Raw genomic sequence first — 26099 nt, 5'->3', positions numbered from 1 at the left:
CTTGAGCTATCGAATAGCAAACTACACAGGATTGCCGGCATTCCATTGACTAACACGAGAATCGCGAGCTGGACTTTTGTGCACTCTGTCAGCGACTTCGTCCACGAACACCGGGCCGCCGCCCAACTCGCTGGTGGTATCCCGACGAGTTCGGTTGATTGCTACGTGCACACCCAGCTAATCAGGCGGATACGGGCAACGATTCAGCGTTATCGAAGGGTGGATAGCCGTCACCACCGGTTCGTTCGGCCGCGTCGATGTAATCGGCGAGGGCGTCGCGGGATTGCGTGAGTTTGTCGAGTTGATCGTCCAGCCGCCGCAGCCGGGTTCGCATGGCGGCCAGCAATTCGGGGCACCCGGGCAGCTCCGGGGCCTCGCCGACAGCGCAAGGCAACAGGTAGGCGATGTCCTCGGACGACAACCCGGCGCCGAGCAGGTGCCGGATCTGCTTGACCCGCAGCACGGCGGTCTCGTCGTACTCGCGGTAACCGTTCGCGCCGCGCTCAGCCTCCAGCAGGCCCTGGGCTTCGTAGTAGCGCAATTGATGGGCGTTGACGCGCGTCCGACTACTCAGTTCACCGATCAACATCGAAAACCTCACTTGACCTTCACACCGGTATCAACGTTCATGATGCTGCCATGAACAACGAAACCTCCGTGACAATCATCGGACTCGGACTCATGGGTCAGTCGCTGGCCAGCGCGTTCCTGAAGGCTGGGCATCCGACAACCGTGTGGAATCGCACGCCCGCCAAGGCCGATCAGGTGGTGAGCGCGGGCGCGCGACTGGCTCCGACGCTCGACGACGCGCTCGGGGCGAGCCCCCTGACGATCATCTGCCTCACCGACTATCAGGCCGTGCGCGAACTGCTCGACACGAGCGATATCGAGCTGGGTGGTACGACCTTGCTCAACCTCACGTCGGGCGATTCGGCCCAGGCCCGATCCGCGGCGCGATGGGCCGAGGAGCACGGCGTGCGCTACCTCGACGGCGCGATCATGGCCGTTCCCCCGGCGATCGGGACCGCCGACGCGATAATTCTGCACAGCGGTCCGCAGTCGGTTTTCGACACGCACGAGTCGACGCTTCAGGCACTCGGCACCGTCTCCTACCTCGGCGCGGACCACGGGCTGGCATCGCTGTACGACGTGGCCGGTCTGGCCATGATGTGGAGCGTCCTGAACGCGTGGCTGCAAGGCACCGCCATGCTGAAAACGGCCGGCGTCGACGCCGCTACGTTCGCACCGTTCGCCCGGCAAATGGCCGCCGGCGTGGCGGACTGGCTACCCGGTTATGCCGAACAGATCGACAACGGCGCCTACCCCGCCGAGGTGTCGGCGCTGGAGACAGACGTGCGGGCGATGACGCACCTGATCGAGGAAAGCGAAGCGGTCGGCGTGAACGCCGAGCTACCGAAGCTGTTCAAGGCGATCGCCGACCGCGCGATCGCCGCCGGACACGGCGGCGAGCAATATCCCGTACTGATCGAAGAATTCACCAAACCCGGAAACTGATGGGTCAGTTGCTCTTTCGGTCGAGTGAGTCACGGATTGCGGCTTGGGCGGCGTGCGGGAGGGTGTGCATGATTTCGCGGACGCGGTCCTTGCGGCGCAGTACTGCTTGACGGACGGGCATTCCCGGTTGGGCTTCCATTTGGGGGATGATGCCTTCTACTTCTTCGGCGCCGCCGTGGTGGTGGCCGGCATCGAACATTGCTTGTTCGCGGGCCATTTGGGCTTCGTCTTTTTCCTCGGACATGCCGATGGGGCCTTGCATGCGGCCGTTGAGGAATTGTTTGACGACGGGTTCGTCGGAGGTGAGCAGGACCTCGCGGGGGCCGAACATGACGAGTTGGCGGCGGAACAGCATGCCGATGTTGTCGGGGACGGTGCGGGCGAGATTGATGTTGTGCGTGACGATCAGGATAGTGGCGTCGATCTGCGCGTTGATATCGATCAGCAACTGGCTCAGATAGGAGGTGCGGACCGGGTCCAGGCCGGAGTCCGGCTCGTCGACGAGGATGATCTGCGGGTCCAGCACGAGCGCGCGGGCGAGGCCGGCGCGTTTGCGCATACCGCCGGAGATTTCGCCGGGTAGTTTGCCCTCGTCGCCGAGCAGGCCGGTGAGCTCCAGCTTTTCCATGACGATCTGCTTGATCTGCGACTCCGACTTCTTCGTGTGCTCACGCAACGGAAAGGCGACGTTGTCGTAGAGGGTCATCGAACCGAACAGCGCGCCGTCCTGGAACAGCACGCCGAAGAGTTTGCGGATCTCGTACAGCTCCTTGTTGGAGCAGGTGGTGATATCGGTGTCGCCGATATAGATCGAGCCGCGTTCGGGACGGAGCAGACCGATCAATGACTTCAGGAAGACCGATTTGCCGGTACCCGACGGGCCGAGCAGCGCGCTGACCTCACCGTAGGGCAGCGTCAGCGATACATCCTGCCAGATTCGTTGCGAGCCAAAGGATTTGGTGACACCTTCGGCTCTGACCGCGACGCCCATGCTAGACCTCCATAGATTCCCGACGAGAACCCACCGGCGAGGCTCGAGCGCCCCCGACATCTCGTGCTGGACCGTCGATCCACTGTAAACCGAGCGGTACCGCGAGGGTCTCGATTCAGTTGGACCGAGCCGAAGTTGGGATAACACACAAACGGCCGACCCGGTCCATTCAGAGTGTGCTGATCGACCGCCGATCACAGATGGGCGCGAGGCAGAGGTCTATACGGTGGCGGGTTCCGGGTGCAGATACGGGGTGAGGTTACGCATGGCGTTCGCTACGTAGGCTTCCTTTTCGCCCACTGGCGCAACGTAATACAGCGCTTCTTCGGCAGCCTCGACACTCTCCAGGCGCGCGATCATCCAAGCGGCGAGGTAGGGGGATGCGAGGCAGCCGCCGGCGGTGGCGATGTTGCCCTTGGCGAAGAGCGGCTGGTTGAGGACGTCGACGCCGGCCGCCTGGACCCAGGGCTTGGTGGTCAGGTCGGTGCAGGCGGGAACACCGTCGAGCAGGCCGAGTTTGGCCAAAACCAATGTGCCGGAACATTGTCCGGCGAGGAGCTGGCGGGACGGGTCGAGCCGCAGGCGCGCCATCAGGGCCGGGTCGGCGACGACTTCGCGGGTTTGGCTGCCACTGCCGACGAGGACCGCGTCGGCGGCACTGGCTTCTTCCAAGGTGGCCATCGATTCGATGACGACCCCGTTCATCGAACGGACTCGATGCGCAGGGCTGGCGATGGTGACGCGCCAGTCCGGCTTCTTGATCCGGTTGAGGACGCCGAGGGCGATGAGGGAGTCGAGTTCGTTGTAGCCCTCGAAGGTCAGGATGGCGATATGCATGGCGGCGTCCTTTCAAAGATGTTGCCACGCACTGTATTGCGGTCCGTTCAATACAATCAAGAAATTGTCATGCATACAATCGGCGGGTGTCTAGATACAAAAGTGTGGTGGATGCGCTTGCGGCCGACATCCGGTCGGGGCGATTGCCGTCGGGGACTCGGCTGCCGACGCATCGCCGGCTGGCGGCCGCCGAGGGAATGGCTTTGGTGACGGCATCGCGGGTCTATGCGGAGCTCGAGGCCATGGGATTGGTGAGCGGGGAGCCTGGGCGCGGCACCTTCGTCCGGGAGATGGCGGTGCCGCCCAGTTATGGCATCGACCAGGTCGCGACCCCGGCCGACACGGTGGATCTGAGCTTCAACTACCCGGCGCTGCCCGGCCAGGCCGAGATGCTGCGTCAGGCGTTGCGTCAGCTCGCGTCGTCCGGTGATGTGGAAGCCCTGTTGCGTTATCAGCCGCATGGTGGGCGTGCGCACGAGCGGGACACGGTTGCTCGCCAGTTGACGCAGCTCGGGTTGCCGGTCGGCGGCGATCAAGTGCTGATCGTCAGTGGCGCTCAGCATGGACTGGCCGCGACGGCCATGGCGATGCTGCGGCCGGGGGATGTTGTCGCGGCGGATGCTTTGACCTATCCGGGGTTCAAGGTGCTCGCCAACGCGCTCCACTTGGAGCTGGCACCAATTCCGTTGTCGGGCAATGTGTCCGATCTGGACGGCTTCGAGCAGCTGTGCGCGACGAGGCGGGTGCGCGCCGTCTATGCGATGCCGACGATGCACAACCCGCTGGGTTCGGTCACGACGGCGGACCATCGTGCGCGGTTCGTCGACATCGCGCGCCGATACGACCTGCTCATCATCGAGGACGCCGCGTACGCCTTCCTGATCGAGCAAGCACCGCAGCCGCTGGCCTCGCTCGCGCCGGAACGGACCGTCTATGTCTCCGGTCTCTCCAAGAATGTCGCGACCGGATTGCGGTTCGGATTCGTCGCGGCCCCAACCGCTTCGGTGCCGGCCATCGAGCGGGCGATCCGCGCGACCACCTGGAACACCCCCGCGGTGATGACGGCGATAGCGTGCCGGTGGATCGAGGACGGCACCGTCGCGCGCATGGAGGAGCAGAAGCGCGACGACGCGAAAGCCCGGCAGGTTATTGCGCGCGACGTTCTCACCGGCCTGTCCTACATCGGCCATCCGTCGTCGTATTTCCTCTGGCTCCCGCTGGCCGAGGAGGTGCGAGCCGATCAGATTGCGGCAGCGCTTATGCGCGAACGTATTTCCGTGTCCACCGCGGAACCGTTCGCCACGTCGGCCAACGTCCCGCATGCGGTCCGGCTGGCGCTCGGCTCCACGGACCTCGACACCCTGCGTGCAGCACTGGGCACGGTCAAGCGAGTCGTCGACGAATACACCTACCGCTGAGCTAGATCCGCTTGACCGTCGCGAACCAAGCCGGTGCACCGTCATCGCCATGAAACCTGGTCAGCACCCGATCCGGTTCTATGGCAACGACATTCCACTTGGCACTGGCCTCGAACACCCCGACGAGCTCGTCCCGGCCGACGGGATGCGGGCCGGTATCGGGTCCGATGTCGCTGAAGCACAACACATACAGCGTGCCGCCCGGCTCGATCGCCGCGGCGAGACTCGCCACATAACCCGGCCGCTCGTCGCTGCCGCAGGTGTGGAACATCCCGCAGTCCAGCAAGGTCCCGAACTTGCGCCCTAGGAGCTCCAGGTGAAACGCGTCGGCCACCGCGAACTCGACCTCGATCCCCCGCTCGACGGCGTTCTCCCGCCCGATCGCCAGCGCCGTCTCCGCCACGTCGACACCGAGCACCGAAAAACCCAGCGAGGCAACATAAAGCGCGTTCTCACCGGACCCGCATCCGACATCCAGTACGGCACCGGCGAATCCGTCTTCCGCTGCGATCCGCACTACCGCGGGCTGCGGCCCACCGACGTCCCAAGGCGCGGGCCCGTCCTGGTACGACGCGTCCCAGGGCAGCCCCGTCATCCGCTCATGACTGGTCGGTTGCCGACCACCGAACGGATCATTACTCGACGGCTCCGCCACGTCGTCACCTTCCCGAGACCGACAGGTTTCACCTCATCATGGCACTGCCGCGGCGCTTATTTGACGTATCCGATCCGCTGGTTCATCCAATCGCCGAGCCATTGCACAGCATTGCGGCCGGAGCCGTCCACGACCAGGGATCCGTAGTTGGCGTGTACACCCGAGGCGACGAAGTTCGCGGCGCTCAGCCCGTCGACGACGAGGTTCACCAGGTTGATGTCGTGGAAGGTGGTCATCTGGCTGAGCGGGGCGGTCAGGTCGTCGAGGGCGATGTCCTGCTGAGCGACCGTGTGGGCCGGCGCGGGGGCGCGCTTGCCGAGCACCTCGGGCGGGGCCGCCTGCGCCTTGCCGCTGAACAGGTCGAACGCCACCGACGCCAGGTCGGCGCCGATCGGCAACAGGCCGGACAGCGCGGCGCCCGCGCCGACCAGATCCGGGGCCTGGCCGGGCGGCGGGACTACCTTCGCGAGCACCGACCAGGCGACGTCTTGGATCCGGGCGACGATGTTCGCCAGCCGCGGGATGTCGGCGCCGGACAGGATCGAGGTCACCTTCGCGGCGACCCCGGCGAAGCCCTGCGTGTCCGGAATGATCGCCAAGATCTGCGAAATCCAGTTCAGGTCAACGCTTCCCACGAGTTCGACCAGGGGTTGCAGTTGGTTGTTCAGCTCGCCGGCGACCTGGTGGGCGCCCGCGGCGTCCATCGCGACGATCTTCTGCGGCAGCAGCGTGAGGTTGCCGAGAATGCCGGGGAAGTCGAACGTGGTGACGTCGGCGGCGACGTCGAGTGCCTGATCGACCAGCACGCTCGGCTTGAGCAGGGACAGGACCCGCGTCGACGAGCCCAGGATGTCGGGCGGTGTGGAGGCCAGCGGTGCCGTGCGGTCGCGGGCGGCGTGCGCGGCGGCGCGCAGCGAGCGGGCCTTGGGCGAGCCCGACGGGACGGTGCTGACCCCGCGGTCCAGCAGTGTGGTCGAGGTGTCGGCGATCGTGCGCACCGCCGACGCGGCACCCGACAGGTCGGATTTCCCGGCCATGGTCAGGACCTCGCCGGCGTGGTGCTCGGCGGTGCCGTCCGGGGCGGCGAGCAGGCGGGCGGTGGCGGCCGGGTTGGCCGCGCCGGAGTCGATCAGGTCGGCCATCGGGTTGATGGTGTCCAGCAGTTTGTTCGCGCTGATCCGGACTCGCGCGAGGTCGATGCCGACGGGAGCGGCGAGGCTCGAGGTCAGGCCGGCGACGGAGGTGGCCAGGCCGGGAAGGTCGGTCTTCGAGAAATCCGAGGTCAGGGCTGCGGCCAGCGGGAAGCCGTTGTCCGCGGGCGGTGCGCCGCTGAAGGCCTTGCTGAGGATCGAGCCCAGCGCACCGAGCAGGGGGTTGTTGCTCTTCTGGATCGAGCAGTACAGGTCGTGCGGGTCGCAGATCGAGGTGACCCGGCCGGAGAGCTTGCCCATGCCCTGCGGTCGCGGATCGGCGATGCCGGTGCCCGCGGTGCCGGGGCCGACGGCGGCTTCGCCCTTGGTGCCCGCTCCCGGATCGGAGAGCAGGCCGACGGCCAAGACCCGATCGGCGGGAACCGGGCCGCGGTCGTTGCCGATCTCGGCGGCGAGGTCGCCTGCGGCGTCGGCGCCTTGGCTATAGCCGTTGATCGTGAATCTTGTTGTGGGGCAACGGGAGCCATAGTCCCTCAGCACCGCGCCGGCGTTGGTCAGCGCGGTGCTCTTGCTGTCGGCGTAGGTGTAGCCGTTGTCGAACGCGCGGGCCATGTACGGGGTGAAATAGATTTCCGATCGCGGACCCTGCTGGCGTTGGATCGCCTCCGCGATCGGCGCGAGCATGCCGACGGGTTGCGCGGGATCGGCGTCCTCGTCGGTCTCCCAGGTGCCGGGGATGAACAGGTTGAACGTCACCGCGCACCCGGTCGGCTCCGCCTGCACGGGCGCGGTGACGGCAGTCGAACCGACGGCAACCCCGACGGTCACCATCGTGGCGACCACACACCGCTTGGACGAAAGCATGACTGACACCTGCACCCTCACTACCGAATTCGGTCGGTCGGCCACACGGACACGCGCATCACCCAGCCACTCGCCGCGAGACGAGTGGACTGCGCTGGGGGCTGTTTGCCGGGCGAAGTAGCGTGCCGCGCTTCGATATATGGAATTCATGCCGAAGGAGCACCACGCCGATGTGGGCCCTTCGAACGGTCGATCCGGGACTACGGTAAATCAATTTCCCGAACCGTGAACTCCGAGCGGTGTCCTACTTACATACTTTAAGCAGCACTTTCAATCGAATACGGGCGTGCGCGCGATTATCCGAGGGCGAACGGGAGTTCGGTTGCCAAGTCGCCCAATTCGGTGTGTTGCGCGTCGGTGGGGAGGCGACGGCCGGTGCCGATCAGGAGTGCGTCCTTGTCGGACATCGACGCGGGAAACGGTGCGCCGGCGATTTTTTCGAGTGTCTCGCGGGCGTGCGACAGGGTTTCGATGGGTGGGTCGGCGGCGTCGGGGAGGTGGGCGATGAGGTCGAGGTGGTGCAGGGTCCATTCCATGACGTAGGCGCCGAGGTAGTCGGCCGTGGTGAGCACGTAGTCCTGGGTGGTGACGCGGGTGTCGGGGTTCGCGAGTAGCGCGGCTCGGCCGGCGGCGGCGCCGAGGTCGTCGAGGTGGAGTTTGAGCAGTTCCGGGTGCTGGTACGCGGCGGCCAGGCGGACGATGAGTGCGTCGAGGGGGTCGTCGCCGGTCGGGGGTTCCACGACGTTCCAGTAGGTGACCGCGTCGCGGGTGGGTTCTGCTTCGGTGGGGGTGACGAGGGTGATCAGCACGTCCTGTGCGTCGATGATCAAGTGGCACACCAGGTCTCGGATCAGCCAGCCGGTGCAGCCGGAGGGGAGTTGGAAGTCCTGGTCCTCGAGGTCGGCGACGGCCGTGCGCAACGCTGTCCATGAGCGTGAGAAGAGATCCACCGCGGCAAATTAGCAGTGTGGGGGCGTCGGAGCGAACTGTTTTGGGTTCTCGGGCGGGCGGGATCGCGGTGACCCGAATCCGTCGATGGCCGGATCGGCGGTAGCGACCAGCGTGCTCGAAACACGGCTGGCCGCTGCCGCTTCGGGTTATCAGTGGGGGTCGCGGCGTTGGACTCGGGCGATGGTCCGGTCCATGATCCAGGCCATCAACCGGGGTGCGACGGCGGAGAGCCAGTGCATCAGGCGACCCGACCGGGACGGTACGACCGAGGCGCGGCCACGAGCGGCGCCGATCAGCAGGGCTTCGGCAACGGCAGTTGCCGTGATCGGTACCGAGGAGCTCAAGGCCTGCAACTCTGCGGGTTTCGTCGCGGCCTCGGCGGCCAGCTGCGGGGTGTCGACGTCGGGCGGCATCACCACGGTGACCGTGACACCTTGGGGTTTGAGCTCTTGGCGCAGCACCTCACAGAGTGTCCGCACAGCCGACTTGCTCGGGCTGTACGCGCCGTAGCCGAAGCACGGCAGTACCGCCGCGAGGGACGAGATGACCGTGATGCTGCCGCGCCCGCCGGCTCGGAGGTCCGGCAGTGCCGGCTGGATAACGTGCAGTGCACCGAAGTAATTCACCGCTATGTGCCGGACGAAATCGGTGTCGGTCAAGCGGTCGAAGTAGTCGGGCCTGGCGATACCGGCACACGCGATCACCGCGCCGATATCGCCATGGTGAGTACGGGCTTTCGCCACGGCGGCGTCGACCTGCGCCTTGTTCGTCACGTCGGCGGCGAACACCGCCAGTCGCGGCTCGGACTCCGCGAAGGCCGAAAGACTTTCCAGCCCAGTGTCTTCGAGCGCGAGCACACTCACCCGGGCACCCGCCGACAGCGCCAACTCGGTCACCACCAACCCGATGCCGCTGGTTCCGCCGGTGATCACGACATGGCGATCACTCCAGTACCGCACGACATCGGCAGGCAAGGCGAGCTGCGCGTCCGGCGGCGAAAGGTTCTCGCGGCTCCAGAAAAGCTGCGGCCCTGCGTGATTCGTCGTCGATCCGGCACGACCGGTCAAGTGGAGAGGCTGAGACATGGCAGGCACTTCCTTCCGTCACGATCCCCGGCAACCACCGGGCGTCTCACCAAGACTGGAAGCTCTCCATCAAGAAATTGCCAAGCCGACCGCAAAGCCACGTAAGAATCCATTGCCGGCGCGCGGGGTTTGGTCTGCGTGTAGAAACAGGGGTGGGTGTACCTGATTGGACGGGGTCGATATGTGGAAGATTTGTCGGACGTGTGCGGTGGAGCATGCGGGTGGGGCGGAGGTCTGCCGTATTTGTGCCGATGAGCGGCAGTGGGTGCCGGCGGAGGGGCAGTTGTGGGTGACGCTGGACAAGCTTGTCGCGGACGGCCACAAGGTGGTGGTGCGGGAGCTGGAGCCGGATATGTTCGGGGTGACGGTGGAGCCGGAGGTCGGCATCGGGCAGGAGTCCCATTTGGTGCGAACGGCAGCCGGGAATGTGCTGTGGGACGTGACCGGCTATGTCGACGCGGATGCGGCGCGGCGGGTGCTCGAGCTCGGTGCGGTCGTTGCGATCGTGCCCAGTCATCCGCATCACTACGGCGTTCAGGTGGAGTGGAGCCGGTTACTCGGCGGGGTGCCGGTGTATGTGCCGGAATCCGATCTGCAATGGGTTGCGCGGCCGGATCCGGTGATCAGGCCGTGGTCGGATCGGCTCGAATTGCTGCCGGGTATCACCGTGCGTCAGCTGGGTGGACACTTCGCGGGCAGCTCGGTTCTGCACTGGGCGGCGGGGGCCGCGGGCAAGGGTGTGTTGTTCAGTGCGGACACCATCCAGGCGAACCCGGATCGCAAGACGGTCGCCTTCATGCGCAGCTACCCCAACCGCATTCCGCTGTCGGGCGCGGTGGTCGACCGGGTCACGACGACCGCCGAAGAGTTCGAATTCGACCGTCTCTACGACAATTTCGGCAAGACCATCGATACCGATGCCCGCGCGATCATCCGCCGTTCGGCCGACCGCCATATCGGCTGGGTGCGTGGCGATTTCGACCATCTGACCTGAGATCGGACCTGTTGGGTTCGGCGCGGATTATTCGACCATGCTCGGCGGCGCCGGTGCGTTCTCCTCGGCGCCGATTTGGGCTCTGAGGTCGAGGATGGCCTCGTATTCACCCAACTGGTCGGCGAATACGTCGAGCCCGAGGAGGAGGCGGACGGGGTCGCCGCCGTTGAATCGCAACTCCCTGGCCAGGGCGACTATCGCGCTGGGTGAGTGCGGGTAACCGTCCGCGCGGGCCACGAGGTATCCCCGGACCATGGATTCGAATTCAGCATCGGCCGCGCGTGACATCAATCAAGTTTGCGACCGGTGAAAAGAGCGGACAAGTCATCCGAACGACCGACACCGGCCTCAGCTGCGGCGGCCGATTTCCTTGGTGAGCGCGATGATGTCGGTCAGCGCTTTGGGCGACTCGTTGCATTCATCGGTGCTGACGCTCTTGGTGGTGCCGTCGCGGTAGGTGACGGTCACCGCGTACTGGTAGGAGTCACGGCAGTCGTTCGGGCCGGTGTAGGCGTCGGTGAGCGTGCGGAAGTCCGGGGCGGCGACCATGTCGAACAACGAGCCGCGGCGTGGGTTGTCCACCGTTTCATCGACGGTATAGACCTGGTTGACGCCGGCGAAGCCGCCGGTCTGATTCACCTCGACACTGGTGGCCGCCGCCGGAGTTTCTGGCGTGGAATGGCTTTCGCCCACGCCACCGCAGGCTGCCGTCGCGAGCAGCAGCGCGACGACCACGGCGGACAGGAACAGCGGTTGCGCGAGACCGCGGCGGTACCGAGAGTCGCTCATAGCCGCACAGTATCGGCGCGGGCAGTTCGGCACAATGCCACTGCTCCCCAGTTGCTTCGGGCTTGCCACCGGGTCAGGACGCGATGTCGCCCCCGCTGCGGGATCGCAGAATCCGCCGCGCGCCGGTGAGTGCCGCAGCGCCCAGCACCTCCTCCAATTGTTCCCAGCGACTGACCAAGTCGGCGAGCATCAGCATCATGACGTCGGGGAAGGCGTAGAGGAACGTCTTGTAGCGGTAGTGGCCGAGGTAGTAGAGCCGGACCGGCGTGACGGCGGTGACCGAACTCGTTCTGGCTTCGAAGAACAGGTCGTGGCCGCCGAGGACGGCGCCGCGGGTGAGCACGGCACGGTCGTAGACGCCGCCGAAGTCGACCTCCACCTCGCCCTCGGCGACCACGTAGACGCCGTGCGCGGCGTCGTCCTCGCGGCAGACGGGATCGCCTGGGGCGTAGGTGAGTTCGTCGAACATCGAGGCCAGGGTTTCCAGGTCGGCGTCGACCAGGGGCGCGAACAGGCGTACGCCGAACGGCGATGCGAGCCGCCTCGCGCAGGCCCGATTCGTAGCCGCTGTGCACGCAACCCCAGTGGTAGCTGTTGGTCGCCTCGCCCGCGAAGAACAGGCGGTCGCCTACCGGTTCGGCGAGGGTGTCGAGGTCGCGTGGGGAAGCGTCGACGCCGATGCAGGCGTAGGAGCCGTGTGCGTACGGGTCCGATGACCATGCGGTTCTGGAAATATGTTCGGGCGCAGGGCTTTCCGGCCGAAGATGTCGCGCACGACGGTGGTCGCGTAGTCGCTGACCTTCTCGTCGGTCCAGGTTTCCATGGCGCGGCCGAGCGATGCGCCGAGCAGCAGGACCAGGATCGGTTTGCCGTGCGACTTCCACATGCTGATGACCACGGTGGGATAGCTGTCGGTCTCGCGGCAGAGGTAGCCGAAGACGTATTGGTCTGCGGGCCAGAATCTTTCGTCATAGTGCAGGGCTATTTTGTTGAGGGTGCCGAAGCCGAGGCGTTCGATGGCGTGGCGTTTCACCTCGGGTAGCGGTGGGCTGAAGTCGATCTCGTTGGCTTTGAGCACACCCAGTGGCACGGTGACCAATACCTTGTCTGCCTCGTAGACTCCCCGGCTGGTCGTCACCCGCACGGCACCGGCGCTGGTATCGATCTGCTGCACAACGGTTTCCAGTTCGATGGTCAAGTCCCGGGCAAGCGCTTCGACCACCGCTTGATAACCGAGGTGCAGGACGCTGTCGCCGTATCCGTAGACGCGGTAGCCGTCCTCCCAGTACTTGAACGACAGCCCGCCGGGATCTTCGGCGACGTCTTCGCGCAGGATCACATTGAGGTGATAGCGGACGGCTTGTTCGTCGGCGTAACCGTAAGCCGCCTCGGCGAGGATCTCATCGACCACCGCGACCAGCGGCCTGTCCGGATCGTCACGGCGCCGGGCAATTTCGGCGCGCCGTTCGAGTTCGTGCAGGACTTTGTCGGCAAGTTCCAGCGTATGACTCTTCGCCATCGCAGGAGCGATCTGCCGATCGGGCCCGAAGAGAATCAGACTGTCGAATCCCCCGGTGTAGGAACTGTCCCCTCCGACATAACTGAACGGAATTTCGAGTTGTTCGACCAATTCGGTGAGCGGATTACCCTCGGTCCCATGAATCCAATGCGCACCGAGGTCGACCCCGTCACCATCGGTCCAGATCCGACCACCGATCCGGTCCCGCGCCTCGAGCACCCGCACCGGATGCCCGCGCTTCCGAAGCGCTTGCGCAGCAGCCAATCCCGCAATCCCCGCCCCAACCACCAGAACGCTCGACGGCACCGCCCCATCAACAAGAATCCGCCCCGCCCGCGTGGGCTCCGAGTCATTGTTCGACGCAAGGTCACTCGGCGGTTCCATCGCAACAGTATTCGGGATCCCGTTGCGCGCCAACGCATATTTATCAGATCGTAAACCACCCAATCGACCATTTCCGAACTCAGAAACAGACAACAGCCAATTTAAGTTCAGACCCCACGGAACTCGATATGAACCACCCGAGTATTCGCGTCCCGCTCATCGACCACCACATCGCGAAGCATGACCTTCCCCGCCGACGACGTGAACCACTCCTGCGCGCGTCGAACACTCGGCGACGTCGCCAAGTCCGGGCCCGCAATCGTCGTGGTCAGATACGGCGGAACGTCCTTCGCGAACGGCGCCGTGAACCGGGACTGTTCCAGCATCGAGGAGAAGTCCGTGGGAGACATCTCAGCAGCGATCTGATACTTCCGGTCGCGGATCACCTCCCTCCTGACCAGAAGCACCTTCGAGTTCCCCGGCAGTACCCACCCGCCGTACTCGACCGCCTCCTGCACAAGCTCAGGACTACTCGACGTCTCCACGTCCGGCGCCGCCGCACGATCGATGACGCTGTCACACCCAACTCCGGCCAACGACACCACAACCAACAACGTCAGAACCCGCAACCTCCCCCAGCGTCTACTCATCGAACAACTTCACCGCCCCGGCGTGGGAGTCTGAGGCTGCCCAGGCGGCAACGTAAGTGATCCATATGTAGGCAAGTCCCCCTCATAGTGTTTGACCGTCGAGGACCCGATCATATTGAATTCCCAGGCCAATCCAGCGGTGTGCAATGCGCCCAGCTGGCGGTCGGACCACTCGATTCCACCGATCTCGGTCTTTTTCGTACCATCCCAGTTGTAGCGGTCGAAAAGGTGGAACTGGTAGTCGAGTACGACGTGCGGCTGCGCCCCATCCGCGCCAGGGGTAACCGTGGCAACTCCACAGGCACAGGCCTCGACCGAACCGATCGCCAGATACCAGTCCCGATTGGCGAAAGTGTAGTCCTCCCAGGCCGATTGGAACGTTGCCGGTTTGCCGTGGTTGGCTACGTCGAGCGCGGTCAGCTGGACGGCTTTGGTCACAATCCCATCGATGTGCCGCTTCAGCCCGGCATCGTCGTTCATGATCCGGTCCGGGTCGAGCTTCAGGTCATCGCCGGTGTTGTCGAGGTAATGCTCCAAGTGAACCTTCGCGTTCGGCAGACCAGCGGCGTCAGCGCCGGCCAACGCCACCGCGATCGTGTCCAGGAATTTGATGTCATCGTATCGGCTGTACCACGGTTGCGAGCCGTGGCCGCCCTGGCCCGCGTCGGTCGGCGGCGTCGGAGGCATTCCGGGGATCTGGACCATCAGCGCACGCTACCCATGCCACCGGAGCTGTTTTCACACGGCGGAGGCAATATTATCCGACCACCATATATTGTCACCGAACCCAAACTTCCTGTCCCCCAGATCAACTACAACCTTGTCCGGTATCTCGAAATCATTTGCCTGGAAAGTCGGCACTGTCCGCCCGGGCGTGTAATCAAGCGCCTGCACAACCCGATCGACGACCGTCCGGATTGCAGTCTGGCGTGACTCCATCCCCTTCTTCAACGCTTCGACTGCCGCCCGAATATCCGCCTGTGCTGCCGCGCTCACCGTCTTGCCCGCATACGGCGCCCACCCACCCAGCGGGAAGGTCGCGCCGAGAACGGTCATCGGCTGCAGTATTCCGTCGGTCAGGCCCGCCGCCTGGTTGTAAACCAAGCGCTCGAGGCAGGCACCACCGTTCTCGACTATCTTCGACACCGCCTCGAGGTCGAGGCTCCGTCCGGCGACTGATTGCCCGAGGGAGTTAGCGGATGTTCCGAAAGTCTGGGAGGCGTCGCCGGACCACTTGCTCTGCAGCCATCTCGTCCCGCCGATGAGATTTTCCGACGTGACGTAGTCGTTGATGCCGAGCAAGGCGATACGCCGGCCAACGGCTTGCAAGGCTTCCCAGTCCGCGACCAGCGGGGCGAGCACGTCTGCCGCGGGCTTGATGCCGACGGCCTCGTTCATGCGATCGTCGTAGACCGAGATCAGTTCGATAGCCGAAGTGACCATCTGCCGGACCGTGAACGAAACCTCTTGAACATCAGGCAAATTAGGCTGCTGCAGACCAGTGAATCGGCTGACTCCGTGCTCGGCGCCCAACGAACTGGATGTGCCCGAGCCGCCGATAGCGTTCATCGCGGTTGCGTTCGTATCGTCGGTTGCCCGGTAACTGGTTGCCGCAGTGGAAAGATCCGCACCCAGCGTTTCGATGGTGGTCAGATCCGATCGCTGCACAGCGGAATACGCACTCTTGAACTTCTCCAACGACTGGCCGACCGTCGCGATCAATCCCGACGAGCCGACCGGCAGAGTCAGCGCGGACAGTAAGCGGGTGGCGTTCGATGAGGAGTTGGTCCCGACGTCCTGCAGATCCAACCTGAACCCGGCAAGACCGGCCACATCAACCGTGAAGTCGGTCATGCCTCGCCCACGGCACCCCGACAGCGACGGAACTCATTGCTCCGTAAACACATTGGACATCATCCCCCAACTATCCCGCCTCACGAGAGACCATACAGGTCGAGACGATGACGTACCTACCTCACCGGAAAAGGTGCCCCGAACCCCGATCCATTCGACCTCGGAGGGGGCGACGAGTCGGAGTTCAGAGCACCTTTATTCATTTCCGATCTGGCTGAGGCACAGTGGCCGTGAATGGCCGAGGTCAGCTGCTATGCGCTTGCTGCGGTTCGGATCAGGTCGGCGACTACGGCGGGGCGGGAGACGTAGATGGCGTGGCTGCCGGGGGTTTGGACGATGGTTGCGCCGATTCGTTCGGCCATTGAGGACTGGGCGGTGGGGGGGATCATTTTGTCTTCGGTTACGTGGAGGTACCAGCTGGGCTTTACGCGCCAGGCGGGTTCGCTGATGGGGCCGCCGAGGGCTTCGAGGCCCCAGGGGACCTGGGAGTCGGCGAGGAAGGCGGCGTCGGGGGCGGACAGGTCGCCGGCGAAGGACTCGTGGAACTTGGATCGGTCGAGGAACAGGTAGCCGTCTTGCGGGGGCAGGATGGGGGGCTGCGGGCCGTCCTGCGGGAAGGTGCTGATGAGGGTGTTGACCGATTCGCCCTTGTCGGGTGCGAAGGCGGTGATGTAGACGAGGGCGGCGACCTTGTCGTGGGTGCCTGCCTCGCTGATGACCGCGCCGCCGTAGGAGTGGCCGACGAGGACGACCTCGCCCTCGATGTCGTCGAGGATCTGGCGTGTGGTCGCGGCGTCGTCGGCGAGCGACTTGGTCGCATTCTGGACGACGCGGACGGCGAATCCGTCCTGGGTGAGGTTGTCATAGACCGCCCGCCATCCGGCTCCGTCCACGAAACCTCCGTGGACCAGGACGACGGTCTTGTTCTGCGCACTCATACCGAGTCTCCTCTGCTGCTGTTCGGCACCAGTGAATCTAGGTTCGCGGCGGGCGCACCGAATCCGTCAATTGACGTAGTTCAGCCGGGTTGCCTGCTCATCGCGTCGCGCAGGGCGCTGCGGGTGGTGATGCCGAGCTTCGGGAAGACGCGGTGCAGGTGGGTGGAGACGGTACGCGCGGACAGGAACAGTCGCTCGGCGATCTCCTTATTGGTCAGACCGGAGGCGGCGAGTTCGGCGACCGCCCGCTCCTGCGGTGTCAGTGCCGCACCGCGTCCTTCGGTGTCGCCGGTCGCGCGCAGCTCCGCGCGAGTTCGTTCCAGCCACGGAATCGCTTGCAGCCGTTCGAAGGTCTGCGCCGCGGCGGTCAAATGCGCTCGGGCCGCTGCTGGTTCGCGCTCGCGGCGCAAGCGTTCGCCGTACAGCAGTTCTATTCGGGCACAATCGAATACCCACCGGGTGCTGCCCGGTGTCGCGAGCGCGTCCTCGAACAGGGCGCGCCAATCGGCTGAATCGGCCACGGCCAGAGCGGCTTTGGTCAGCATCCCGAGCCTGCCGGAAAGCTCGGGCAAACCCGCGGCGAGAGCGGCCTCGGCGTGCGCTCTCGCCTCGGCCGTCCGTCCGCTGCGCGCCGCCGCCTCGGTGAGATCGAGGACGAGCCAGAGCGCGTGCGGCGTATAGCGCGGAAAGCTCCCGGCCGCGTTCACCGACGCGGCGTGCCGGTACGCCTCGTCGAAACTCGAACGGCCGAGCGCGGATAGGCATCGGATGTGGGAGGAGTACCCGGCGTACGTCGCGAGGCGGCGCGGTGCGGCCCACAGCAGGAGTTCTTCGGCGGCGAGGTCGGCGGCGGTGTCGCCGCGGGCGGCATCGACGAGTGCGCGCAGGAATCGGCCGGGCCCGGCCACCAACGAGTAGCCGAACTCGGCACACAATTGCAGTCCCTCGTCGGTGACCTCGATCAGTTCCGCCCACTCACCTTCGAAGAAGTCCACCTGCGCGATGAGGAACAACGCTTCGATCGCTTTCGCGACCGCTCCCCCATGGCGACCGTCGATGATCACCCGCCACAATGCTTCTCGCGCGAGGCCGACCCGATCAACGTAGGCGCCCGCCGTAGCGACCCGGATGATCCGCAACGGATCGGCGGTGAAGCGCAGCCCGTCCAGCGCACCGGTAAGGTCCCGCAACGCGGCCGGCGTCGCTTCGACCGGATTGGCAAAGACGTTGTGCAGCAACGACAACGTGTCCGTCGGTTGCGCCCCGGCCCGCTCGAGCACGTCGCGGATGTCGTCCCAGAGTTCCGGCCGGCCGCTGTAGAAGCCGACGTACAGCAGCGTGTGCAACGCCTCGACCATGGTGTCCTCGCCGCTACCGATCGCCTGCTCGTGCAGTCGAATAGTTGCGAGCAGCAACCGGTTTGCGGTCGTGGCATCACCTTCGTCGTTGAGGAGCTGAGCGGCCGCCGCGACCGCCGCCTCCAACGACGGCGTCTCGCGGGCGTCCACCCGATTCGCATCCAGCAACAGACGCGAGGTATCGGCAAGGTCCCCGGTGATCGACGTACCCAGATAAGCCGCCCGAGCGGTGCGCCGAGCCCGATCGACGTCCGAGATACTCAGCTCGGCCGCCCGCAGCATGGCGGCCATCGCACGCCTGCCGTCACCGTGACGAATCATCTGCTGCGACAGAGATTCCAGCGACGCGGCGATCTCCTCGTCGGGACCGACGGCCGCCTGACCCAGATGCCACGCCCGCCGCTGCGGTTCATCGGCAAACGCTTCCGCGAGGATGCGATGGACCTCCCGGCGTTCCGCACTCGTCGACTGCTCGATGACCGCCGCGCGGATCAGCGGATGCCGGAACTCCACTCGCCCGGTCCGCGGATTCGTGCGAACGATCCCCGCACGCTCGGCGGGCGGCAGATCGACCGCCCCACGCGGGGTCGGCGCGCAGTCGTCCACGGTGATGCTGTTCTCCGCACCGGCGAGGATGACGAACAGCAGCATCCGCCGCGTCCCCGCGGGCAACCCCGCGAGCCGGTCGGCGAACATTCGCTGCAACCGATCGGTCAGCGGCAAAACCGCGGGCAGGTTCGCCGGAGATGTCCCGTTTTCGAAGGCTGCGGGCAACTCGAGCAACGCCAGCGGATTACCCTGCGCGTCGTCGCGCAGTCGGCGGCGCACCCGCGCGGTCAGCGCGGGATACACCGTGAGCAGCAGCGCATCGGAGTCGCTGTCGTCCAGCGGGGCCAGGTCGTGGACCCGGAACCCGCTGCGGGTGAAACCGTCGTCAGCGTCCGCGCGCACCGCGACGAGCAGGCGGATTTCGCTGCCCGCCCAGCGCCTGGCCGCATAACTCAGCGCCATCGTGCTGGACAGATCCAGCCACTGCACATCGTCGACGATCAGCAGCAGCGCGCCCGATTCCGCCGAAGCTCGCAGCAGCGCCAGCGTCGCCGCACCCGCGATCAACTGCGTCGGCATCGCGCCCGGCGCCAACCCCAGAATCACCCGCAGCGCATCCCGATGCACGGCTCCGAGCCCCTCGATGGCACCCGACAACGGATGCAGCAACTGATTGAGCGCACCGAACTTCAGCTCGGCCTCATACTCGAGCGCCGCCGCCCGCAACACTCGGACACCGTGCGATCCCGCGATGTCCGCGGCCAGCTCCAGCACGGCGGTCTTGCCGACGCCCGGATCCCCGCGAACGACCAATACCGGCTGGTCACCGCCCTGCCCGAGGACGAACGCCGCGACCAGATCGCGCTCGACCTTCCGACCGACCAACACCGCGACCTCATCCCCTGCTCGACCGGATTCTGCCCCCAGCTAACGCCACCGACGAACAGAAATACAACCTCTTCGCACCATGATCGCCCCTCCGCTCGACGACCACGAGACGAATCTTCGATCGAGGGTCGATACTGTTTGTACGCAATGTGATTCATTCGCCGTGACCGGCCCCCGGCCCGACGCACAAGTCACATGCCGGACCTGCTGGCGATAGGCAATTTCACGCTACGGGCCGGTAACACCCGTTCGCTGTGCACATATTTGGATAAGAGGTGCACACTACGCGGGACCGAGAGTTGCAACCCCTCGCCCGTCGTCCGGGCCAGCGCTCAGGAGAGGAAGGAGTCGGCGAGTGTTCAGCCGCATCGCCATCGTGAACCGGGGAGAGGCCGCTATGCGCCTCATCCACGCCGTCCGAGATTTGGCCGCGGCAACCGCGCGTCCGATCGAAACCGTCGCCCTGTACACCGACGTCGACCGGAACGCGACGTTCGTGCGCGAGGCCGACATCGCCTATGACCTCGGCCCCGCGTCCGCGCGTCCGTATCTGGACCTGAAAGCGCTGGAACAGGCGCTGGTCGCGACCGGTGCCGACTCGGCATGGGTCGGTTGGGGTTTTGTCGCGGAAGATCCGGCGTTCGCGGAGCTGTGTGAGCAGATCGGCGTCACCTTCATCGGACCGAGCCCGGATGCCATGCGCAAGCTCGGCGACAAGATCGGCGCGAAGCTGATCGCCGAAGAGGTCGGCGTGCCGGTCGCGCCGTGGAGCCGCGGCGCGGTCGAGACGGTGGAAGCCGCCATGACCGCCGCGGCCGAGATCGGCTACCCGCTGATGCTCAAGGCGACCGCCGGTGGTGGCGGGCGCGGCATCCGCGTGGTCACCAACGACGCCGACCTGGTCGACGCCTACGAGCGCACCCGGCAGGAAGCCGCGCGCGCGTTCGGCAGCGGCGTCGTGTTCCTGGAGCGCCTGGTCACCGGCGCCCGGCACGTCGAGGTCCAGGTGATCGCCGACGGCCAGGGCACGGCGTGGGCGCTCGGCGTCCGCGACTGCTCGGTGCAGCGCCGCAACCAGAAGGTCATCGAGGAATCGGCGTCGCCGGTGCTCAGCACCGAGCAGGCCGCCGAACTCAAGGCCTCGGCCGAGCGGCTGGCGATCGCGGTCGGTTACCGCGGCGCGGCGACCGTCGAGTTCCTCTACCACCCCGGCGACCAGCTGTTCGCCTTCCTCGAGGTCAACACGCGCCTGCAGGTCGAGCACCCGATCACCGAGTACACCACCGGTTTCGACCTGGTCCGGGCCCAGCTGCACGTCGCCTCCGGCGGCCGGCTCGAGGGCGACATGCCCATCGAGCGCGGACACGCCATCGAGGCCCGGCTCAACGCCGAGGACCCCGACCGCGACTTCGCCCCGGCTCCCGGCCGCATCGCGCGACTGAACCTGCCCGCCGGGCCGGGCATCCGCGTCGACACCGGCGTCAGCGAGGGCGACACGATTCCGGCCGACTTCGACTCGATGATCGCCAAGATCATCGCGTACGGCAGCGACCGCGAGCAGGCGCTCGGCCGACTGCGCCGCGCGGTCGCGCAGACCCGGGTGATCATCGAGGGCGGCGCGACGAACAAGAGCTTCGTGCTCGACCTGCTGAACCAGCCCGAGGTGATCGACGCCAGCGCCGACACCGGCTGGATCGACCGGGTCCGCGCCGAAGGTCGCCTCGTTTCGCACCGGCACTCCGCGATCGCGCTCGCCGCGGCCGCCATCGACGCCTATGAAGAAGACGAGCGCGCGGAACAGCATCGACTGCTGTCCACCGCGTCCGGCGGGCGTCCGCAGGTCCAGCACGAGAGCGGCAGGCCGCTCGACCTCAAGCTGCGTGGCGCGAGCTACCGGGTGCGCGTCGCGCGCATCGGCGCGCACCGGTTCCGCATCGGCATCGAATCGGCCGGTGACATCCGCACCGCCGACGTCGATCTCGAGCGTTTCGACCGGCACACCGGGCAGATCATGGTCAACGGCACCCGCTATCGCTTGACCACCGGCACGCACGGGCCGGTCCACCTCGTCGATGTCGACGGCGTGACCCACCGGATCAGCCGCGACGAGGGTGGCGTCGTCCGCTCCCCCGCGCCCGCGCTGGTCGTCGCGACGCCGCTCGAGGTCGGGGCCGAGGTCGAGGCCGGTGCGCCGATCCTGGTGCTGGAGAGCATGAAGATGGAGACGGTGCTGCGCGCGCCGTTCAAGGCGCGGGTCAAGGAATGCGCCGTATCCGTCGGCAGCCAGGTGGAGACCGGTGCCCCGCTGATGTGGCTCGAGCCGCTCGGCGACGGGGACGAAGCCGAGGCCGAAGCCGCGGTCGGGTCGGTCGAGCTGGATCTGCCGGTCGGGCCCGCCCAGATTCAGCCGCACGAGCGCACTGCCCGCGGCCAGGAAGACCTGCGCAGCCTGCTGCTCGGCTACGACGTCGACCCGCACGACGACAGCCGGGTGCTCAGCGACTACCTCACCGCGCGCCGGGCTGCAATCGCCGACGGCCGACGGCCGCTGGCCGAGGAACTCGAGCTCATGCAGGTGTTCGCCGACCTCGCGGAGCTGAGCCAGAATCGTTCGTCGGAGGACGACGGCAACCACAGCCACGTGCACAGCCCGCGCGAGTACTTCCACACCTACTTGCAGAGCCTCGACGTGGAACGGGCCGGCCTGCCGGAGTCGTTCCAGGCCAAGCTCGCCAACGCGCTGCGCCACTACGGCGTCACCGAGCTGGACCGCACCCCCGCACTCGAAGCCGCGGTCTTCCGGATCTTCCTCGCCCAGCAGCGCCCGTCCGACACGGTCACGGTCATCACCACGCTGCTGCGCGAATGGTTGCAGGAGCCGATGCCGGATCGTGCGCTGCGCGAGCCGGTCGGCCTGGCCCTGGAGCGGCTCGTCGCGGCCACGCAGGTCCGCGTCCCGGTGATCGCGGATCTCGCGCGTGGCCTGGTCTACGCCTGGTACGGCCAGCCGTTGCTGCGCCGCAACCGCGCCCGCGTCTACACGAACATCCGCAAGCACCTGCGCTACCTCGACGCGCACCAGGGTCCGCCGGACCGGGCCGAGCGCATCTCCGAGATGGTGCGCAGCACCGAGCCGCTGGTGCGGCTGCTCGGTCAGCGACTGGTCCGCGGCAACCGGGACAACACGGTCATGCTGGAGGTGCTGACCCGTCGGTACTACGGCAACAAGGGCCTCAGCGATGTGCACACCCGCGAGGTGGCCGGCTGCACCTTCGTGATCGCCGAACGCCGTGGCCTGAGCCTGGTTTCGGCGGCCGTGCGGTTCGACGCGCTCGACACCGTGCTGAACGGGCTCACCGAGCTGGCCAGGGGCGGCGCCGCGTCCATCGACGCCGACATCTACCTCAGTTGGGAGAAGCAGCCCGCGGACTTCGACGCGATGGCGTCGGCGTTGCACGAGGTGCTCGGCGGGTATGCGCTGCCGAGCCAGGTGCACCGGATCACCGTCGCGGTCGCGGGCAGCGGCGGCGCGGTCATGCACCACCACTTCACCTTCCGTCCGTCGGCCACCGGCATGGCCGAGGAGCGCCTGATCCGCGGCCTGCACCCGTACATCGCCCAGCGGATGCAGATGCAGCGGCTGCGCAAGTTCGACCTCACCCGCTTGCCGTCCTCGGACGACGAAGAGGTGTACCTGTTCCGCTGCGTGGCCAAGGAGAACCCGTCCGACGAGCGCCTCATCGCGTTCGCCCAGGTGCGGGACCTGGCCGCGCTGCGCGAACAGGACGGCAGGCTGCTCGCGCTGCCCACCGCCGAGATCGCCATCGCGACCTGTCTCGACTCGATCCGCCGGGCGCAGTCCATGCGGCCGTCGGCGAATCGGTTCAACACCAACCGCATCGTGATGTACATCTGGCCGCCGATCGACGTCACCCCGGCCGAGCTGGAGACGGTCGTGCGGCACGTGCGCCCGACCACCGCGGGCGCCGGGCTGGAGGAGATCCTGCTCATCGCGCGTCAGCGTGACCCGAAGTCCGGCGAGCTGACCAAGGTCGCGGTGCGCATCGGGTTCGACGCCACCGAGGTCACCGTCGGCGAACGCACCGACGACGTGATCGAGCCGCTCGACGAGTACCGGCAGAAGGTGCTCCGGGCCAGCAGCCGCGGCACCGTCTACCCGTACGAATTGACCGGCCTGCTCGGCGAATTCGAGGAGTACGACCTCGCCGCCGACTACACGCTGGTGCCGGTCGACCGGCCGAAGGGGCGCAACACCGCGGCGATCGTCGCCGGTGTGGTCAACACGCCGACCCCGCAGTACCCGGAGGGCATCAGCCGGGTCGTGCTGCTCGGCGATCCGACGAAATCCCTTGGCGCGCTGTCGGAACCGGAGTGCCGCCGGATCATCGCGGCGCTGGACCTGGCCGAGCAGATGCAGGTACCGCTGGAGTGGTACGCGCTGTCCTCCGGCGCCCGGATCTCCATGGAGTCCGGCACCGAGAACATGGACTGGGTGGCGGCCGCGCTCAAGCGGATCGTCGAATTCACCCAGGACGGGCGCGAAATCAACATCGTGGTCGCGGGCATCAACGTCGGCGCGCAGCCGTACTGGAACGCCGAAGCGACGATGCTCATGCACACCAAGGGCATCCTGGTGATGACGCCGGACTCCGCGATGGTGCTCACCGGCAAGCAGGCGCTGGACTTCTCCGGCGGTGTGTCGGCCGAGGACAACTTCGGCATCGGCGGCTACGACCGCGTGATGGGCCCGAACGGCCAAGCCCAGTACTGGGCACCGGATCTGGCCGCGGCGCGCGATGTGCTGATGGCGCACTACGACCACACCTACATCGCACCCGGTGAGCAGGCACCGCGGCGGTCGCAGACCAGCGATCCCATCGATCGCGACATCTCCGACTTCCCGCATATGCTGGCGGACAGCGACTTCCGGACCGTGGGCGAGATCTTCTCCGCGGCCGCGAACCCGGATCGCAAGAAGCCCTTCGACATTCGGTCCGTCATGCGCGCGGTGTCCGACCAGGACCACGCGGTGCTGGAGCGCTGGGCGGGCATGGCCGACGCCGAGACCGCGGTGGTGCAGGACGCGCACGTCGGCGGTATTCCGGTGTGCCTGTTGGGCATCGAGTCCCGGGGCGTGCCGCGGCGCGGCTTCCCGGCCACCGACGGACCCGACACCTACACCGCGGGCACGCTGTTCCCGCAGTCGTCGAAGAAGGCGGCGCGGGCGATCAACGGGGCCAGCGGAAACCGGCCGCTGGTCGTGCTGGCCAACCTGTCCGGCTTCGACGGCTCGCCCGAGTCGATGAAGAAGCTGCAGCTGGAGTACGGCGCCGAGATCGGCCGGGCGATCGTGAACTTCCAAGGGCCCATTGTGTTCTGCGTGATCTCGCGGTACCACGGTGGCGCGTTCGTGGTGTTCTCCAAGCAGCTGAACCCGAACATGACCGTGCTCGCGCTGGAGGGTTCGTTCGCCTCGGTGCTCGGTGGCGCTCCGGCCGCCGCGGTGGTGTTCGCCGGTGATGTCAACCGGCGCACCGCGGGCGATGCCCGGGTGCGGGATCTGGCGGCGCGGGCGGCGAACGCGTCCGGCACCGACCGCGCGACGCTGACCGCTGAGCTCGACGAGACCAGGTCGTCGGTGCGCACGGAGAAGCTGAGCGAGGTCGCCGCGGAGTTCGACAAGGTGCACAACATCCACCGCGCGGTCGAGGTCGGTTCGGTCGACGCCGTGATCAGTGCGGCCGAGCTGCGGCCGCGGATCATCGAGGCGATCGAGGCGCGTCTGGGCTGATTGACAGCTGCGCGCTGTCGCGTGCGGTAACGGAGGGCGGGGACCAGCATCGGTCCCCGCCCTCCGGCATTTTCCGGGCCGAATGCGACGAAGGTCTCGGAGCCGTTGCGCGCGATTCTGAGTACCGTCGGAATCGGAGGGGTTCGGGATCCACCGCATTGGCGGTGAAGCCAACTCCGGGAGAGGAATTGCGCCATGATGCCGCAGATTTCGAGCATCATCGAGAGACGACTGCTGATCAATTACCGCGTCGAGCCCGAGGTCGTCGCGGACCTGCTGCCCGCGCCGCTGCGGCCGCATCTGGCGAACGACTGGGCGGTAGCGGGGATCTGTCTCGCCCGGCTCGGTCAGGTGCGACCGGTCGGGCTGCCGAGCGCGGTCGGGGTGCGCAGTGAGAATGCCGCGCATCGGATCGCCGTCGAATGGGACGGGCCGGACGGGGTCGAGAACGGTGTCTATATTCCGCGGCGGGACAGCGGATCATCGTTGAATGTGGCATTGGGCGGGCGATTGTTCCCGGGGGTGCACAGTTTCGCCCGCTTCGATGTCGTGGAGAGCGAGCGCGATCTGCATGTCGCCTACACGACCCGCGACAATTCGACCCGAGTCAGCGTGGATGTACGCACGGTCGACGAGTTCGGCGGCAGCATGCTGTTTCCCGATCTGACCGCCGCATCGGATTTCTTCCGCGAGGGTCGCATCGGTTACTCCGCCAGCCGTGACGGCAGCCGGCTCGACGGCCTCGAGCTGTCCACCGACGCCTGGCAGGTGCACCCTGCGCACACCCACGCCGTCCGGTCGACCTTCTTCGACGACCCCACCCGATTCCCCAGCGGCAGTGCGACTCTCGACTGCACGCTGCTCATGCGCGAGGTACCGGCCAACTGGAACGTCACCGAGCCGATGCAGTTACCGGCGATGGCCTGATCCGGAGTGCCGGCACGTAATCTCTTGCTA

At 66.4% G+C, this 26099-nt stretch carries 20 protein-coding genes and 1 pseudogene; 5 read left to right on the top strand and 16 right to left on the bottom strand.

Annotated elements, in window-relative coordinates; translation table 11 throughout:
* Positions 1 to 181: 181 nt before the first annotated feature.
* Positions 182 to 589, bottom strand: a complete 408-nt coding sequence (locus F3087_RS27855) for a MerR family transcriptional regulator (protein WP_150405013.1) — start codon at positions 587 to 589, stop codon at positions 182 to 184.
* Positions 590 to 639: 50 nt separating this feature from the next.
* Between F3087_RS27855 and F3087_RS27850 the strand changes: the two genes are divergently transcribed.
* A complete protein-coding gene (locus F3087_RS27850) occupies positions 640 to 1515 on the top strand; it encodes an NAD(P)-dependent oxidoreductase (RefSeq protein WP_150405012.1) in 876 nt (291 codons plus the stop codon).
* 4 nt (positions 1516 to 1519) lie between these two features.
* Here the strand turns inward: F3087_RS27850 and F3087_RS27845 are convergent, their stop codons facing one another.
* The gene (locus F3087_RS27845; protein WP_150405011.1) at positions 1520 to 2506 is read right to left on the bottom strand and encodes an ABC transporter ATP-binding protein; all 987 of its coding nucleotides are present in this window, start codon (positions 2504 to 2506) and stop codon (positions 1520 to 1522) included.
* A gap of 219 nt (positions 2507 to 2725) precedes the next feature.
* Complete coding sequence (locus tag F3087_RS27840) at positions 2726 to 3343, bottom strand: DJ-1/PfpI family protein (RefSeq protein WP_150405010.1); 618 nt, start codon at positions 3341 to 3343, stop codon at positions 2726 to 2728.
* Positions 3344 to 3429: 86 nt separating this feature from the next.
* On the opposite strand from F3087_RS27840, the gene F3087_RS27835 reads away from it, so the two are divergent.
* A complete protein-coding gene (locus F3087_RS27835) occupies positions 3430 to 4761 on the top strand; it encodes an aminotransferase-like domain-containing protein (RefSeq protein WP_150405009.1) in 1332 nt (443 codons plus the stop codon).
* 1 nt (position 4762) lies between these two features.
* On the opposite strand, the gene F3087_RS27830 is transcribed toward F3087_RS27835, so the two are convergent.
* From F3087_RS27830 to F3087_RS27815, 4 genes are all read right to left on the bottom strand, one after another.
* On the bottom strand, positions 4763 to 5356 hold the full coding sequence (locus tag F3087_RS27830) for a class I SAM-dependent methyltransferase (RefSeq protein ID WP_150405327.1): 594 nt from the start codon (positions 5354 to 5356) through the stop codon (positions 4763 to 4765).
* A gap of 116 nt (positions 5357 to 5472) precedes the next feature.
* Complete coding sequence (locus F3087_RS27825) at positions 5473 to 7431, bottom strand: cutinase family protein (protein WP_150405008.1); 1959 nt, start codon at positions 7429 to 7431, stop codon at positions 5473 to 5475.
* Between the two features lie 296 nt (positions 7432 to 7727).
* A complete protein-coding gene (locus F3087_RS27820; RefSeq protein ID WP_150405007.1) occupies positions 7728 to 8381 on the bottom strand; it encodes a maleylpyruvate isomerase N-terminal domain-containing protein in 654 nt (217 codons plus the stop codon).
* A gap of 150 nt (positions 8382 to 8531) precedes the next feature.
* Positions 8532 to 9467 (bottom strand): SDR family NAD(P)-dependent oxidoreductase, encoded by a 936-nt coding sequence (locus tag F3087_RS27815; protein WP_150405006.1) that lies wholly within the window; start codon positions 9465 to 9467, stop codon positions 8532 to 8534.
* A 265-nt stretch (positions 9468 to 9732) separates the two neighbouring features.
* Here F3087_RS27815 and F3087_RS27810 point away from each other — a divergent pair, with 265 nt between their 5' ends.
* Positions 9733 to 10461, top strand: coding sequence for an MBL fold metallo-hydrolase (locus F3087_RS27810; protein ID WP_223885396.1), 729 nt, complete (start codon positions 9733 to 9735; stop codon positions 10459 to 10461).
* A gap of 27 nt (positions 10462 to 10488) precedes the next feature.
* Here the strand turns inward: F3087_RS27810 and F3087_RS27805 are convergent, their stop codons facing one another.
* The 9 genes and pseudogenes from F3087_RS27805 to F3087_RS27770 form a co-directional block, all read right to left on the bottom strand.
* Positions 10489 to 10749, bottom strand: coding sequence for a hypothetical protein (locus F3087_RS27805; RefSeq protein ID WP_150405004.1), 261 nt, complete (start codon positions 10747 to 10749; stop codon positions 10489 to 10491).
* A 60-nt stretch (positions 10750 to 10809) separates the two neighbouring features.
* Entirely contained in the window at positions 10810 to 11250 is a 441-nt protein-coding gene (locus F3087_RS27800; RefSeq protein ID WP_150405003.1) for a protealysin inhibitor emfourin, read from the bottom strand.
* Positions 11251 to 11323: 73 nt separating this feature from the next.
* Positions 11324 to 11719 (bottom strand): cyclic nucleotide-binding domain-containing protein, encoded by a 396-nt coding sequence (locus tag F3087_RS46755; protein WP_223885395.1) that lies wholly within the window; start codon positions 11717 to 11719, stop codon positions 11324 to 11326.
* A gap of 121 nt (positions 11720 to 11840) precedes the next feature.
* Positions 11841 to 13153 (bottom strand): annotated as a pseudogene (locus F3087_RS27795) (flavin monoamine oxidase family protein); the annotation flags it as partial.
* Positions 13154 to 13260: 107 nt separating this feature from the next.
* Positions 13261 to 13743: a hypothetical protein gene (locus F3087_RS27790; protein ID WP_150405002.1), complete on the bottom strand. Its 483-nt coding sequence runs from the start codon at positions 13741 to 13743 to the stop codon at positions 13261 to 13263.
* Positions 13744 to 13752: 9 nt separating this feature from the next.
* Positions 13753 to 14448, bottom strand: coding sequence for a hypothetical protein (locus tag F3087_RS27785; RefSeq protein ID WP_150405001.1), 696 nt, complete (start codon positions 14446 to 14448; stop codon positions 13753 to 13755).
* Positions 14449 to 14481: 33 nt separating this feature from the next.
* A complete protein-coding gene (locus tag F3087_RS27780) occupies positions 14482 to 15597 on the bottom strand; it encodes a hypothetical protein (protein WP_150405000.1) in 1116 nt (371 codons plus the stop codon).
* Positions 15598 to 15848: 251 nt separating this feature from the next.
* Positions 15849 to 16535 carry an alpha/beta fold hydrolase gene (locus F3087_RS27775; RefSeq protein ID WP_150404999.1) on the bottom strand — a complete coding sequence of 229 codons (687 nt, stop codon included), beginning with the start codon at positions 16533 to 16535 and terminating at the stop codon, positions 15849 to 15851.
* An 80-nt stretch (positions 16536 to 16615) separates the two neighbouring features.
* Entirely contained in the window at positions 16616 to 19330 is a 2715-nt protein-coding gene (locus tag F3087_RS27770; protein WP_150404998.1) for a LuxR C-terminal-related transcriptional regulator, read from the bottom strand.
* A 355-nt stretch (positions 19331 to 19685) separates the two neighbouring features.
* Between F3087_RS27770 and F3087_RS27765 the strand changes: the two genes are divergently transcribed.
* Entirely contained in the window at positions 19686 to 25142 is a 5457-nt protein-coding gene (locus tag F3087_RS27765; RefSeq protein ID WP_150404997.1) for an ATP-binding protein, read from the top strand.
* Positions 25143 to 25337: 195 nt separating this feature from the next.
* Positions 25338 to 26069: a DUF2071 domain-containing protein gene (locus F3087_RS27760; RefSeq protein WP_191094168.1), complete on the top strand. Its 732-nt coding sequence runs from the start codon at positions 25338 to 25340 to the stop codon at positions 26067 to 26069.
* Positions 26070 to 26099: the final 30 nt, after the last annotated feature.

The organism is Nocardia colli (assembly GCF_008704205.1).
Lineage (GTDB): Bacteria > Actinomycetota > Actinomycetes > Mycobacteriales > Mycobacteriaceae > Nocardia > Nocardia colli.
The sequence above is the reverse complement of the archived record's forward strand: the minus strand, read 5'-3'. Positions and strand labels throughout refer to the sequence as shown.